Consider the following 14,818-nt stretch of genomic DNA (forward strand, 5'->3'; position numbering starts at 1 on the left):
GCCTCAGACTCCATCAGCGGCGGATGGGTGACCTGAAAGTAACTGGGCGATAAAGGCCAGCTCTTCTCGGCCTTGCTCATCACTCAATGTTTCAAGCCAAATACTGGCGCTGTAATGCTCGGCTTTGAGTAGTAGCTGACAACCTTCAAAATCAATTAGCCAAGTATGTAAGTCGGCATCAAGCTGCTTATCGATAAGCGAAGCCGATAACCAGTGCAGAAAACGCTCGCCAAGAGCGGGGAAACTATCGATATCCCATTCTGGCGTACTCAGGATAAGTCGCCCCGGATCGGCAAGATAATCGTGTAAAGCAAACTCAGCCATGACCGGTTAAATGCTCCTGAATGACATCCAAAAACGGATCGGCGTATTTCTCTAGTTTGCGCTGACCAACCCCATTCACGGCCAGCATTTCGCCATAAGACGTCGGTAAAATATCCGCCATATCAATTAAGGTCGCATCGCTAAAGACCACATACGGTGGTAAGCCTTCTTCATCGGCCAGCGATTTGCGCAGTTTGCGTAATTTCGCAAACAATTTTTTGTCGTAGTTTTTATTCGACAATTTATCCGATTTCACCGCCCGTGCTGCGGTATCTAAACGTGGCACGGCTAATTCAACCGCTTTGTCGCCACGCAGAATCGGCCGGGCTTCTTCGGTCAACTGCAAGGTGGAATTGCGAGTAATATTTTGCTGTAGCAAACCCTTATGAATCAACTGACGGAAAATGCTCACCCAGTAATCATGGCTGTGATCGCGTCCTAAACCGTAGGTAGAGAGTTTATCGTGACCATTTTCACGAATCCGGATATTTTGCATCCCACGCAGCACTTCCACCACGTAACCAATCCCAAAACTCTGCTGAACACGATAAACACAAGACAGCGCTTTGCGCACTTGCTCCGTGGCATCGAAATGTTTCGGTGGGTCAAGGCAGACATCACAGTTACCGCAAGGCGTGTCACGGTATTCGCCAAAGTAGTTGAGCAATACTTGTCGGCGGCAGGTTTGCGCCTCAGCAAAATGGCTCATCGCCGTCAGTTTATGGCTTTCGACTTGCTTTTGTGGCCCCTCTTCTTTTTCATCTAGCATGCGGCGCAGCCAAACGATATCCGCAGGGTCGTAAAGCATGATCGCTTCAGCAGGCAAACCATCGCGTCCCGCACGTCCGGTCTCTTGATAGTAAGATTCAATATTGCGTGGAATATCAAAATGGACCACAAAACGCACATTGGACTTATTTATGCCCATCCCAAAGGCGACCGTAGCGACAACAATTTGCACATCATCACGCTGAAACGCCTCTTGGACATAAGCACGCTCATCAACCTCCATCCCGGCATGGTAACTGGCCGCTCGAATGCCGTTATTGCACAGTTTTTCAGTCAGCATTTCGACTTTTTTACGACTGCCACAATAGATGATCCCACATTGACCACGTTGCGCTTCTAAATAACGGATCACTTGCGATACGGGTTTGTGCTTTTCAACTAAGGTGTAACGAATATTGGGCCGATCAAAGCTACCCAAATAAATGTGCGGGTTAGCCAATTGCAGGCGATGTAAAATATCAACGCGTGTCGCATCATCCGCCGTTGCCGTTAAGGCCATAAAGGGAACGTGAGGAAATATCTGTTTAAGCTGACCAAGCGCGGCGTACTCTCGGCGAAAATCATGCCCCCACTGAGAAATACAGTGCGCCTCATCCACGGCGATCATCGCTAATGGTAGCTGTTGTAAGCGTTCGATAAAATCGGCCATTAACACTCGCTCTGGCGAGACATAAAGCAATTTTATCTGTCCGCGATTAATCCGGTTATAAATCGCAATCAGCGTCTCGCGTGAGAGACTAGAGTTGACACACTCCGCGGCAACACCATTGGCTTTGAGCTGATCGACTTGATCTTTCATCAATGAGATCAACGGTGAAATCACCACCGTGAGTCCGGGAAACACTAACGCCGGGATCTGGTAGCAAAGCGATTTACCGCCCCCAGTAGGCATAATCACCAAGCTGTCTTGCCCAGCGATCGCCGCCTCTATCACCTCTTGCTGTCCAACCCGAAATGTCTGATAGCCAAATACCTCACGTAATACGTGCTTCGGCGATAAGTTAAGTTCCGGTTGTTCAACGAGTACAGTGGCGGTCATGCAAGCTCTCAATCATGAGTAGGTATGCTGATACTTCAAGTATCAGAACAGTCGAGTATTGTAGTGCCGTTTGCCGGTGAATAAAACCGCAAAGTAGTCGATGAATTCGATTTACAGGTTATACTCTCAGCGGTTAACCTTTAGTTACGTTTTTACGTATTAGTTAACACGCCCTGACCAGCATTTCTCCTCTTTATCCCTTGCGACAGCAGAGAATTCAACATCATGACACTAGAACAACAACAAGAAGCTAAAAAAGGTATCTTTTTAGCGATCTGTGCTTACACCATGTGGGGCGTAGCACCGATTTATTTTAAATTACTGGGCCACGTTTCTCCGCTAGAAATTCTCAGCCATCGGGTTATTTGGTCTTTCTTTTTATTGGCAGGACTGCTCCATTTCAGCCGTCAATGGCGAGCGGTTGTCGATGTTTTTCAATCTAAGGTCAAGCTCGGTTATTTGTTGATCACCGCCCTCTTGATTGGGGGTAACTGGTTGATTTTTATCTGGGCAATTAATGCCAACCATATGCTTGATGCCAGTCTTGGCTATTACATCAATCCCATCCTGAATGTCTTTCTTGGCATGCTATTTTTAGGTGAACGACTACGTAAATTACAATGGTTTGCCGTGCTACTGGCGATGATTGGCGTTGGTATTCAGTTGGTGGTATTTGGATCGCTGCCAGTGGTAGCGCTAGTGCTCGCCACTACATTTGGTTTATACGGTTTGCTGCGCAAAAAAGTCGGCGTGGGGGCACAAAGTGGTCTATTTATCGAAACCTTATTTTTACTGCCTGTCGCCGCGTTATATCTGTTTATGCTGGCCGATACGCCAACCAGCCACCTATCGAACAATGACTGGTCATTAAATCTACTGCTGATCAGCGCAGGTATCATCACCACTTTACCTTTGCTCTGTTTCACTGGTGCGGCAACACGCCTTAAGTTATCGACGCTCGGTTTCTTCCAATATATCGGCCCCAGCTTGATGTTCTTACTCGCCGTTTTGGTATACGGCGAAGCGTTCAGCGCCGATAAAGCGATCACTTTCGTCTTTATTTGGGGCGCACTGATCGCCTTTAGTTACGATGGGTTAACTTATAAACGCCATACCACGCGTATTGTTACCGAGTAAGGTGATCATTTTTTACAAGACAAGGCAATGGGTAACGATTAAGCTTAGTGGTATCGATTCTCATACCACTAAGCTCATATGGATACGATTCGATATTATTCAACGCAGCATCAAGCGATTAATCTGATTGAAGCTGACTATAAAAAGTTTGCCTTTCAACGCCACTATCATCTGGATTTTCATATCGGTTTGATCACCAGTGGCCAACAAAAGTTTGTTTATCGTGGCAGCCAACATCAGGTAGGACACGGACAGATCGTCATTATGCCACCGGATGAACTTCACGATGGTCAATCTTTATTTGATTCAGGCTATCAAGTACGAGTGTTATCAATCACTCCAGAATGGTTTAGTGAACATGTAGCATTAAGCCGCTCTCATGCGATGATCAATTTTAATCGCGTAATTGTTGATGACCAATCGATTTTTCAGCAACTGTCTCAGCTCCATCAACGCTTACTGTTGCCTAACCTAAGCCAACTAGAACAAGATTGCCTCCCATACGAAGGACTCGCCAATTTAATTCATCGCTATAGTATAACTAAAGAAAAAGTGGCGATTCCGCTTGGCGTACAAACTATTGCGACGCTGAAAGAATTTCTGATCGCCAATATCGATCAACCTGTACAATTGGCACAACTTGCCCAGCTTTGTCAGCTCAGTCCAACTCAGTTTCAACGTCATTTTAAAGCTCAAATGGGTATGACACCCTACGCTTGGTTTACTCGACTACGTCTAGAGCAGGGCATGAAACTGATAAAAAGTGGTCTAGCAGGAACGGAAGTCGCTCATCGAGTCGGATTTTACGATCAAGCCCATTTTACCAAAGCCTTTAAATGGACTTATGGTGTAACTCCCTCAGCCATCAGTTAAACGTCAATAATTTACAATCCCAGAGCTTTTTAATCTGGCATTCTTAATTCTCTTTAATTTTTTGAGCCATCACCATGAATGAAATCAGCTTATTAATCACCTTAGCCAGTGTCCATTTCATTGCTTTGATGAGTCCGGGGCCAGATATGGCGCTGGTGATTCAAAACGCCACTCGCTACGGTCGCCACACTGGGCTTTATATTGCCCTTGGGCTATCCTGCGGCATCTTACTTCACTCGTTACTAAGCTTAACGGGAGTCAGCTATCTTGTTCATCAACAGCCCTTGCTGTTTGCACTCGTCCAAGTCGCCGGTGGCAGTTACTTACTCTATCTGGGTAGTAATGCACTACGCCATACCATGCAACACTGGAAAGCAAACAGTGGGGTTATCTCTCAGCGCACAGAACTGCTACTGAATAATAAACGGCAAGCGTTTTCTCGTGGCTTAATTACCAATCTGTTTAATCCTAAGGCCTTAGTTTTTTTCATCAGTTTGATGTCAACGTTAGTACCGGCCAGCATGTCACTACAAGGTAAAGGGATGGCGTTACTGATTCTATGGGCTATCTCACTGCTCTGGTTCGCCGCACTAGCGTGGATGCTGTCAACCGAGCGCTTGCAGCGTAAATTGCAACGGGCAAGCCGCTATATTGATTTATTGTGTGGGATTATTTTCAGCCTAATTGGCTTAATGATTCTCTCTCAAGCACTGATCGGCTTGTTTTATCAATCATAATCGCTCCTCGAGCCAAGCGCGCAAAGAGGAAGATTGGCTTGACCTTTTGTAAGCGATCTCGCACAAATAAGTAAGCCAACATCGTTTTCTCTCTAGAGCAACGCCACTTAAAAACAAATAACCAATTGAATTTATTGGCTTTATAATAAAATCCACAGCAAAAAATTGAGCGCCTATTTATTTTTAGTCTCTTGTTGATGTGGCCTAAAAGCGTAGTATGGGTGGTGTCGGAAGGATGCTGACACGGAACAGAAATTACTACGGACAGTAAACGTCAGGATGACGAGTGATGGTTAAGGATTAATCATCAGCAAGGATAGCACAGGGACATTGAAAGGATGCGCTCGTTACTAGGATGGTAACGACAACGGAATGACAATGGACTCCTCTGGATGAGGCAAGGATTGAACATCAGGATGATGTCAAGGACACTGCTCAGGGAACAAGTAAGCGAACTAACAGGATGGTTAGTCGATCAGGATGATAAAGGACACCGCTAGGAAGGCGATGGACGGATTACGCTAAAGGATATGGCATACTATCAAGGAATTGATGCAGGGAGCACCGATTGAGTAGCTGGATTGCTGCAAGTAAGACCCTAACCCCGCAGGCTTTGCCCGCGGGGTTTTCTTTTATCGGTAATCAGCGTTACCCACTTGTTTGGTAACGCTGAAAAACGCTAAGCTTTTTCTAATCGAGCATAAGCGGTGACCAGCCATTTAATGCCTTCACCATTAAACGCGACTTGCACTCTGCTCTGTGGGCCACTGCCTTCAAAGTTGATGATCGTACCTTCACCAAATTTCGGATGCCGCACTCGAGCCCCTAAACTAAAGCCCGTTTCATTAAAATTCTCTTTCACCGCGCTAGTGCTAAACCGGCCACTGCTCGTGGGTCTGCTGACTTGCGCTTTCATGCGCACTTCATCTAAACAGTGCTCAGGTAATTCGCGAATAAAACGCGATGGCTTGTGATATTTGTCTTGGCCGTACAAACGGCGAATTTCTGCATGGGTGATGTATAACTTTTGCATCGCTCGCGTCATGCCGACATAACACAGACGGCGCTCTTCTTCTAAACGCCCCGCTTCTTCAGCGGACATTTGGCTCGGGAACATACCTTCTTCGACACCAACCATAAACACCAAAGGAAATTCGAGTCCTTTCGCGCTGTGTAACGTCATCAATTGCACCGCATCATCAAACTCATCCGCTTGCCCTTCCCCTGCTTCCAGTGCTGCATGGGTTAAAAATGCGGTTAGCATGCTCATCTCATCGGCTTCTTCTGGTTTTTCAAACTGACGCGTGGCGGTGACCAATTCCTCCAAGTTTTCGATTCGCGCCTTAGATTTCTCGCCTTTCTCTTGTTCATACATGGCGTATAAACCCGAAGTTTTGATTACGTGGTCCGTTTGTACGTAAAGTGGCATCTCAGCGCTATCATCTTCCAAGGCATTAATCAGCTCAACAAAACGGCTCAAAGCTCCGGCAGCACGTCCGGTTAGCACTTGCTCATTTAATAACGCGATACTGGCATCCCATAAAGTACAACCGCGATCACGGGCAGCAAAACGAATGGTTTCCAGCGTTTTATCACCCAGCCCTCGCACCGGAGTATTGATCACTCGTTCAAAAGCCGAATCATCATGACGATTAGCGATTAAACGTAAATAGCTCAGCGAATCTTTGATCTCTTGGCGTTCAAAAAAGCGCATCCCGCCATAGATACGATAAGGTAGACCAGCTTGAATTAACGCCTCTTCCAATACCCGTGACTGAGCGTTATTGCGATAAAGCATCGCACAATCATTGAGTAAGCCCCCGTTATCTCGCCACTCTTTAATTTTGGTCACCGTGAAGCGGGCTTCATCCAAATCGTTATAAGCAGAGTACACCGAGATCCGCTCGCCTTCATTACCATCGGTCCATAGCTCTTTACCCATCCGCTCGGTGTTATTGGCAATTAAGGCGTTCGAGGCCTGTAAGATAGTTTTGGTTGAACGGTAGTTTTGCTCAAGGCGAATGGTGTTAACACTCGGAAATTCCAAGGTGAATTTTTCAATATTGGCGATATTCGCTCCGCGCCAGCCATAAATCGATTGATCGTCATCACCCACAATCATCACATGACATTCAGGTCCGGCTAACATGCGTAGCCAAGCGTACTGAATATTATTGGTATCTTGAAATTCGTCGACCAGAATATGTTTGAAACGCGCTTGATAGTGTTCGCGAATATGCTGTTTATCACGCAAAAGCTCGTGAGTACGCAATAAAATTTCGGCAAAATCGACCAGACCGGCTCGGTCGCACGCTTCTTGATAAGCGCTGTACAACTGCAGATAGGTTTGCGTCACCGGATCGCGGTAGACATCAATATGACGCGGACGTAAGCCTTCGTCTTTTTTGCCATTGATCCACCAACAAACCTGTTTAGCGGGCCACTGTTTCTCATCGAGATTTTGCGCTTTGATTAAACGGCGTAATAAACGCAGTTGATCTTCAGAATCCAGAATTTGAAAATCTTCCGGCAAATTGGCGTCTAAATAGTGAGCACGTAAAATACGATGACAAATGCCGTGGAAGGTACCATTCCACATACCCGATGCGCTGCCTTGCATTAGCTCTTCAATGCGTCCACGCATTTCTGCAGCGGCTTTATTGGTAAACGTCACCGACATGACCGAAAACGGCGATGCTTGTTCAACCGAGATTAGCCAAGCAATACGATGCACTAGTACCCGTGTTTTACCACTGCCCGCTCCTGCCAACACCAATAGATTTTCTAAAGGGGCGGCAACGGCTTCGCGCTGTTTATCGTTGAGACCATCGAGCAAAAGAGAGGGATCCATCATGGCTAATCTACTGTTTATTTATACATAATTTGTACGATTATACTCTTAAACGATGGGATAACCAAATGACGTAACAAGTCTCCGTTTCATCGTGATCGTCGAGTGATGGAGTAGAAAAGGGCTGCATGTGCAGCCCTTCTAAGTGATGTTCACTTAACGTGTATTTAAGCGGCAATCCCGGCATGGCGTAGCATAGCGTCGATTTGTGGTTCACGACCACGAAAACGCTTGAATAGCTCCATAGGCTCTTCACTGCCACCCATTTCAAGAATGTTTTCTAGGAAGCTTTGTCCAGTTTGAGTATTAAAAATACCCTCTTCTTCAAAGCGTGAAAACGCATCTGCAGACAACACTTCTGCCCATAAATAGCTGTAGTAACCAGCGCTATAACCACCAGCAAAAATATGGCTAAAGCTGTGAGAGAAACGGTTCCACTCTAAGCTTGGTAATACTGAGACCTTTTTCTTCACTTCAGCTAAGGTTTCTAGCACTTTTGGCCCGACTTCTGGGTCGTAGGTGGTATGAAGCGTAAAGTCGAACAGACCGAATTCCAATTGACGCAAAATAAACATCGCCGATTGGAAGTTCTTCGCAGCGAGCATTTTATCCAGCATTGCTTTCGGCAGCGGTTCACCAGTTTGATAATGACCTGAAATAAAGGTCAATGCCTCTTCTTCCCAGCACCAGTTTTCTAAAAATTGACTCGGTAACTCAACCGCGTCCCAAGGCACACCATTGATGCCAGACACCGAGCCAATATCAACTTGAGTCAGCATATGATGAATACCATGACCAAATTCGTGAAACAGCGTCACCACTTCATCATGAGTAAATAAGGCTGGCTTATCGCCGATTGGGCGGTTGAAGTTACAGGTTAAATAAGCCACTGGCGTTTGCAATTCACCATTTTGCGTCACACGACGGCCACGGCAATCGTCCATCCAAGCACCGCCCCGTTTATGCTCACGAGCGTACAGATCAAGATAGAAGCTACCACGTAAGGTATGGTTGGAATCAAAAATATCAAAGAAACGTACCGAAGGATGCCAAGTATCTACCCCTGCACGCTCTTTAACCGACATACCGAACACACGGTGAAGCACTTCAAATAAGCCTTTAACTACCGTTGTTTCAGGGAAATAAGGACGCAATTCCTCATCGGAAATGTTAAACAAGTGCTGTTTTTGCTTCTCACTGTAGTAAGCGACATCCCACAATTGCAGCTCAGACACGCCATATTCTTGCTCAGCAAATTGGCGTAAGGCTTCCACTTCACGCTCGCCTTGAGGCTTGGCTTTCGTCGCCAAATCATTCAGGAAGCCCAACACTTGATCTGGGGTTTCCGCCATTTTGGTCGCTAATGATTTTTCACTGTAGGAGTTAAACCCTAACATCCGAGCAATTTCATGGCGTAGCTTGAGTTTCTCAGCAATGATCTCACTGTTGTCCCATTGACCAGCGTTAGGGCCGCGATCCGATGCTCGCGTCACGTACGCTTCATACAACTCTTGACGCAGAGCTTGGTTATCACAATAGGTCATCACGGGCAGATAAGAAGGCATCTCTAGAGTCAATAAATACCCTTCTAACCCTTTCGCTTCTGCGGCTGCTTTCGCTGCAGCAAGGGCCGATTCTGGCATACCCGCTAACTGCTCAACATCGGAGATCTGTTTGCTCCAGCCCATGGTGGCATCAAGGACATTATTAGAAAACTTTGAACCTAACTCGGACATGCGCTTACTGATCTCACCATAGCGTTTCTGCTCGGCGGCAGGTAAGCCAATCCCCGAAAGCTCAAAATCACGCAAGCCATCGTCGATGGTTTTTTGCTGAGCTCGAGTTAAGGTTGCAAACTCTGGACTGGCTTTGATCGCTTTATAAGCTTCGAACAGTCCTTTGTGTTGTCCAACCCAGGTGCTGTACTCAGAAAGCAGAGGCAGGCAGCTTTCATAAGCATCACGTAGCTCATCACTATTGACAACGGAATTCATGTGACTGACCGGTGACCACACTCGGCTTAAGCGATCATCGACTTCTTCAATCGGCGCAATCACACTCGCCCATGAAGGTTGAGTGTTACCCTCAAGAACTTGGTTAATTTTAGTGCGGCAAGCTTCAATCACTTGTTCAACCGCAGGTTTTACATGCTCAGGTTTAATGGCAGAAAACGGCGGTAAATCCGTGAACGTGAGAAGAGGATTTGACATATAACATTCCTTTTGAGTTAAGACGTGTCGCTCTCCTTCCTATTTGTAGTGGCAAAGTAAGAAGGTTGTGTTATGAGAAAGTAAATCGGGGTGGTGAGGCAAAATTTCAATAGCGACTTAAGTATTATGACTTAAAATCACCACAAGATTGACGATGTTAAGCTAACTTTCACCCCACTATCCCAAACGACTTGGAGTTACAAGTAAGCGGCAAGTGAATCAATCCCCATGAGCATAGACAAACGATGTGATTGGGGTGAATAAATGCAACCAACACCGCGGCAGCTTCAAGTACGAAGAGGATATCATCAACCCACCTCGCTCAGACTGACGTATCACCAACTGCACCTGAAATGCTTTTGAGTATATAATCAGGCAATATTATTTGATTCACTAGCCACACTCGCGCAGGAGTGTTTTGAGAGCTCATTTTGCTAAGTTATCGTCACAGTTTTCATGCTGGCAACCACGCTGATGTATTAAAGCATATCGTACAAAGTCTTATTCTCAATGCTTTACAGCAAAAAGAGACGCCATTTGTTTATCACGATACTCATTCTGGCGTTGGGCGCTACGATTTAACCCACGAGTGGTCAGAAAAAACCGGAGAATACAAACAAGGGATTGGCCGATTATGGCAGCAGACAGACACTCCCGCGGCAATAGACAGTTATCTGGATGCGGTTAAAGCGCTCAACCAAGGCGAGGAGCTACGCTATTACCCAGGTTCACCACGCATCGCTCGCGCTCACCTTCGTGCCCAAGACCGCATGGTACTCAGCGAACTGCATCCCAGTGATTACCCATTACTGGAGCAAGAATTTGCTCGTGATCGCCAAGTGGCCATTTACAAACAAGACGGCTTTGCACGCTTAAAAGCCAGCTTGCCGCCGAAAGAACGCCGCGGCTTGGTGCTGATTGATCCGCCTTATGAGCTGGCCAAAGAGTATCGCGATGTGGTGCAAGCCATCGCACAAAGCCATAAACGTTGGTCAACGGGCATTTATGCGATTTGGTATCCTGTGGTTAACCGCTGCGATATTGAAGATATGTTAGAAGGCCTAGCTAACCTTGGCATTCGTAAAATCTTACAAATTGAACTTGGCGTGGCGCCCGATACCAATCAACGTGGCATGACCGCGTCAGGGATGATTGTAATTAACCCGCCGTGGAAACTGGAGAGTGAAATGCAAACCATTCTGCCGTTTCTCAAGCAAGCCATCGCTCCCGCAACGGGTCATTTTAAAGTCGAATGGGTTGTTCCAGAATAAACAGACCCAATCTACTTAGGGTCTGTTTATCTTTCGCGGTTAAATTTTGTTCGAGATAAAAGTGTTTTAATCGCGGCGAGAGGTTTGTAGCCTAGTTATTCTAGGCAAAACACCTCTCAACAAAGAGTAAAACACTTTTAGCCGAACCCTTCGGGCAGCGTTTGTGGCTCCTTTCTACGGCGTTATCGGCTTTTCAGGTAGAATAACTACATTTCAAAGCCTCTGCCTTGTATAAAGAAGCCACAAACAGCTGCAAAAATCAGCTCGAAAGATAAACAGACCCTAATAACGCACTGAAAAGAATAACGGAGAAAGGAATGACAACACATTTTGATTATATCTGTATTGGTGGCGGCAGCGGTGGCATCGCTTCAGCGAACCGCGCGGCAATGTATGGCGCAAAAGTCGCTTTGATTGAAGCGAAAGATCTCGGTGGCACTTGTGTGAATGTCGGCTGTGTGCCGAAAAAAGTCATGTGGCATGGCGCTCAAATTGCCGAAGCCATGCAGCTTTACGCGAAAGACTACGGCTTTGATGTCAAGGTTAATGGTCTAGATTGGTCAAAACTGATTGAAAGCCGTCAAGCCTATATCGGTCGTATTCATCAATCTTATGATCGCGTACTCGGTAATAACAAAGTGCAGGTTATTCGTGGTTTTGCCCGCTTCATTGATACCAAAACTATCGAAGTGGAAGGCAAACACTATACCGCCGATCATATTTTGATTGCCGTGGGTGGCCGACCAACCATTCCAAACATTCCTGGTGCAGAATACGGTATTGATTCCAACGGCTTCTTTGAGTTAACCGAGCAACCGAAACGCGTAGCCGTGGTCGGCGCGGGTTATATTGCGGTTGAGATCGCCGGGGTACTGCATGCCCTTGGTACAGAGACCCACTTGTTTGTACGCAAAGAATCGCCACTGCGCAGCTTTGATCCGATGATCATCGATACTTTGACCGAAGTAATGAAAACGGAAGGGCCAACGCTGCACACCCATAGCGTGCCAAAACAAGTCGTTAAAGAGGCCGATGGCAGTCTGACGCTGCATCTTGAAAATGGCCAAAGCTGCAATGTCGATACTCTGATCTGGGCGATTGGTCGCCATCCTGCCACGGATGCGATTAATCTTGCCGCCACTGGCGTAGCGATTAATGAGCAAGGCTATATTAAAGTCGATCAATACCAAAACACCAATGTTGAAGGCATTTACTGCGTCGGCGATATTATGGAAGGCGGTATTGAGTTAACCCCCGTGGCTGTTAAAGCTGGTCGTCAACTGTCCGAGCGTTTGTTCAACAACAAACCCGAAGCAAAAATGGATTATGAGTTAGTGCCTACCGTGGTCTTTAGTCACCCACCGATTGGTACCATCGGCTTAACCGAACCCGACGCGATAGCTAAATATGGCGCGGATCAGGTCAAAATCTATACATCAAGCTTTACTGCCATGTATACCGCGGTAACCTCTCATCGCCAGCCATGCAAAATGAAATTAGTCTGCGCAGGGCCAGAAGAAACCGTGGTCGGTTTACATGGTATTGGCTTTACAGTGGATGAAATGATTCAAGGTTTTGCAGTTGCAATGAAGATGGGCGCGACGAAAGCTGACTTTGATTCGGTGGTGGCTATTCACCCAACGGGCAGTGAAGAGTTCGTTACTATGAGGTAGCCTCTCATCCTAATAAAACTGCGAGCTCACGTTTTGGCTCGCAGTTTTTTATGCACTTGTCTTAACGTAATCACTCTTGTTGAATCGGCGCTTCTAAACCGTAAGACTCAAATATCCGGGTGATTTCCCCAGAACGGCGCATTTCAGTCAATGCAGCCTCTAATTGATTAATGTATTGATAATTTGCTGAGCGTCTAGGTACGCTGAAAAAGCGTCCATTGAGCGAAACATCCGTATAACTGATTTTTCTCAGTTCGGGATCACTTTCAAACACTTCAAGTCCATGCTGCTCCGAAGTGATTGCCAAATCAAATCGTCCCGCCTTAAGCATATTAATAATTTGATCGCCACTAGTGACAAAAATGGTCCGTAGCTGATCGGTATTTTGATTGAATTGTGAACTATAAAAACTGCCATTTAATGCACCAACGACATACCCTTTACTGACGATTTCATCAAAATCTTTAGCATCGATATCAGAGTTTTTCCGGGTAAAATAAAAGACCTCTCTTTGACCATAACCCATGAGTAGTGGATGTAAATAGACCTCGCGCTCCTCATCCATCGAGTGTAAGGGGATTAAGTCAACACCGCCTTGTGGCGCAACACCAATGGTTCTCGCCCAAGGCACTTGCGTCCACTGAACTTGATGGCCTAATTTACCAATGACTTGAGTGATCACATCCCCACCCGGCCCTTTGCACTGACCATTTTCAAAATAAAGATAGGGGATTCGGTCTCGACAATGGCCTTGCCACGTCACATTAGCCCAAAGTGGTGCAGAAAAAAACAAACTTAACCAGCTGATAATTAATAACTTAATACCTTTACTCATGCTAACTCCTCCAGTTAGTAAAGCATATGCCCCATAACAGAGCGGCTACCAATGAGCAAAGTATAGACAGTGATTACGACTATTGCTGAATGGATAGTGTTAGTGCAACATCGATGAACTCTTCAATAATCATCTTAAATCACTCTCTACGGCTTTATTGTGCAGACTTCACACACAATACATTCAGCTTCGAATTACCTTGCAGTTGAGTCACTTTACCGCTGGCAAATAACCCTTTACGGCCTTCTCCCCAATAGGGAATGTACAATGGCCACTGATCTCGCTCAGCAATCTGACTGGCTAATAGCTGCTGCCACTCTTGCTGATTTACTAAACGCATCGTTTGTTGCTGACAGAGCGTTCTTGCCTCGTCATAACTGAGTCGATTCCATGGCTGGTTGTGCTCCATATAAAACGACTTATTTGTCGCAAAGCTATAAGGAACGACGTAAGTCGTGCCATTAATTGTCGCTTGATGACGGATCTCAACATCTTCAGAAGCACTTACTGGCCGAGCAGAACGCAGCGGTTGAATTGCCGCCACACCGCTTTCCGCCACTTTTCGTTCTGCCTGTTTTGCCGGACTGACCGTGGTTGGAGTGGTCACCGTTGAGAGAGGAGTTGTTGATGGGCGAATTTCTCGAATAAACGCTTCACGATAAGCGGCAAGGTTATTAACCAGCATCAACTCACTGCGAGCTTGGGTAAAATTATCATAAGGGCCAATCAAACAGCGTGTGGCGCGCCCTTCGGGTTTCATCCATACATGGGTTGAAATACGCTGATAGATAGGTTTCGCTTGCTCAAGGGATAAGGGCTTATCAAGTAAACCGCATTGGATCCAGAACTGAGATTGACTTGAACGTGGCTGACTATTGCCCCATAACCCATCACCGATCGGGCAATCACTGGCCAGAACCGGTAACTGTTCGCTAGAGGCTTGCGTTGCTTCGCAAAGTGCCTCTTGAGCAAATAATCGGCCGTTAAAGAATAAAGCTCCGCCTAATAGTAGGTAAACGAGCCCTCGCGGTGCCGTGTTGATTGTGCTGATTCCCATATCTATCGTTATCCCGACTCTA

General features: G+C 46.2%; 11 protein-coding genes. 5 read left to right on the plus strand and 6 right to left on the minus strand.

All coding sequences use genetic code 11. The annotated features are described in order from the left end of the window. Positions 1-3: 3 nt before the first annotated feature. Together BSR11_RS10490 and recQ are read right to left on the minus strand one after the other, a co-directional pair. The gene (locus BSR11_RS10490) at positions 4-324 is read right to left on the minus strand and encodes a DUF3630 family protein (RefSeq protein ID WP_072670343.1); all 321 of its coding nucleotides are present in this window, start codon (positions 322-324) and stop codon (positions 4-6) included. Further along, complete coding sequence (gene recQ, locus BSR11_RS10495) at positions 317-2,152, minus strand: ATP-dependent DNA helicase RecQ (RefSeq protein ID WP_072670344.1); 1,836 nt, start codon at positions 2,150-2,152, stop codon at positions 317-319. The genes BSR11_RS10490 and recQ overlap by 8 nt, the downstream gene beginning before the upstream one ends. A 225-nt stretch (positions 2,153-2,377) precedes the next feature. Between recQ and rarD the strand changes: the two genes are divergently transcribed. The 3 genes from rarD to BSR11_RS10510 all read left to right on the plus strand — a co-directional run bounded on the left by rarD (position 2,378) and on the right by BSR11_RS10510 (position 4,899). Beyond that, positions 2,378-3,289, plus strand: a complete 912-nt coding sequence (rarD, locus tag BSR11_RS10500) for an EamA family transporter RarD (protein ID WP_072670345.1) — start codon at positions 2,378-2,380, stop codon at positions 3,287-3,289. A 78-nt stretch (positions 3,290-3,367) separates the two neighbouring features. Further along, on the plus strand, positions 3,368-4,162 hold the full coding sequence (locus tag BSR11_RS10505) for an AraC family transcriptional regulator (protein ID WP_072670346.1): 795 nt from the start codon (positions 3,368-3,370) through the stop codon (positions 4,160-4,162). A 74-nt stretch (positions 4,163-4,236) separates the two neighbouring features. Next, positions 4,237-4,899, plus strand: coding sequence for a LysE family translocator (locus tag BSR11_RS10510; protein ID WP_072670347.1), 663 nt, complete (start codon positions 4,237-4,239; stop codon positions 4,897-4,899). A 679-nt stretch (positions 4,900-5,578) separates the two neighbouring features. Here the strand turns inward: BSR11_RS10510 and uvrD are convergent. Both uvrD and prlC read right to left on the minus strand, forming a co-directional pair. Then, the gene (uvrD, locus tag BSR11_RS10515; protein WP_072670348.1) at positions 5,579-7,753 is read right to left on the minus strand and encodes a DNA helicase II; all 2,175 of its coding nucleotides are present in this window, start codon (positions 7,751-7,753) and stop codon (positions 5,579-5,581) included. A 164-nt stretch (positions 7,754-7,917) separates the two neighbouring features. Beyond that, complete coding sequence (gene prlC, locus BSR11_RS10520) at positions 7,918-9,960, minus strand: oligopeptidase A (protein ID WP_072670349.1); 2,043 nt, start codon at positions 9,958-9,960, stop codon at positions 7,918-7,920. Between the two features lie 431 nt (positions 9,961-10,391). Here prlC and BSR11_RS10525 point away from each other — a divergent pair, with 431 nt between their 5' ends. Together BSR11_RS10525 and gorA are read left to right on the plus strand one after the other, a co-directional pair. Next, entirely contained in the window at positions 10,392-11,231 is an 840-nt protein-coding gene (locus BSR11_RS10525) for a 23S rRNA (adenine(2030)-N(6))-methyltransferase RlmJ (protein ID WP_072670350.1), read from the plus strand. Between the two features lie 317 nt (positions 11,232-11,548). Beyond that, positions 11,549-12,904 carry a glutathione-disulfide reductase gene (gene gorA / locus BSR11_RS10530; protein WP_072670351.1) on the plus strand — a complete coding sequence of 452 codons (1,356 nt, stop codon included), beginning with the start codon at positions 11,549-11,551 and terminating at the stop codon, positions 12,902-12,904. Positions 12,905-12,974: 70 nt separating this feature from the next. On the opposite strand, the gene BSR11_RS10535 is transcribed toward gorA, so the two are convergent. Continuing rightward, positions 12,975-13,739, minus strand: coding sequence for a substrate-binding periplasmic protein (locus tag BSR11_RS10535; protein ID WP_072670352.1), 765 nt, complete (start codon positions 13,737-13,739; stop codon positions 12,975-12,977). A 154-nt stretch (positions 13,740-13,893) separates the two neighbouring features. Beyond that, a complete protein-coding gene (locus BSR11_RS10540) occupies positions 13,894-14,796 on the minus strand; it encodes an SPOR domain-containing protein (RefSeq protein WP_072670353.1) in 903 nt (300 codons plus the stop codon). Between the last annotated feature and the right edge of the window lie 22 nt (positions 14,797-14,818).

This window comes from Vibrio injensis (assembly GCF_001895205.1).
GTDB lineage: Bacteria > Pseudomonadota > Gammaproteobacteria > Enterobacterales > Vibrionaceae > Vibrio > Vibrio injensis.

Excerpts from the sequence above, each read along its gene's own strand:
- BSR11_RS10535 (WP_072670352.1), bottom strand. The coding sequence starts at position 13,739 with ATGAGTAAAGGTATTAAGTTATTAATTATCAGCTGGTTAAGTTTGTTT.
- prlC (WP_072670349.1), bottom strand. The coding sequence starts at position 9,960 with ATGTCAAATCCTCTTCTCACGTTCACGGATTTACCGCCGTTTTCTGCC.
- BSR11_RS10540 (WP_072670353.1), bottom strand. The coding sequence starts at position 14,796 with ATGGGAATCAGCACAATCAACACGGCACCGCGAGGGCTCGTTTACCTA.
- recQ (WP_072670344.1), bottom strand. The coding sequence starts at position 2,152 with ATGACCGCCACTGTACTCGTTGAACAACCGGAACTTAACTTATCGCCG.
- BSR11_RS10505 (WP_072670346.1), top strand. The coding sequence starts at position 3,368 with ATGGATACGATTCGATATTATTCAACGCAGCATCAAGCGATTAATCTG.
- uvrD (WP_072670348.1), bottom strand. The coding sequence starts at position 7,753 with ATGATGGATCCCTCTCTTTTGCTCGATGGTCTCAACGATAAACAGCGC.
- BSR11_RS10490 (WP_072670343.1), bottom strand. The coding sequence starts at position 324 with ATGGCTGAGTTTGCTTTACACGATTATCTTGCCGATCCGGGGCGACTT.
- gorA (WP_072670351.1), top strand. The coding sequence starts at position 11,549 with ATGACAACACATTTTGATTATATCTGTATTGGTGGCGGCAGCGGTGGC.
- BSR11_RS10510 (WP_072670347.1), top strand. The coding sequence starts at position 4,237 with ATGAATGAAATCAGCTTATTAATCACCTTAGCCAGTGTCCATTTCATT.
- rarD (WP_072670345.1), top strand. The coding sequence starts at position 2,378 with ATGACACTAGAACAACAACAAGAAGCTAAAAAAGGTATCTTTTTAGCG.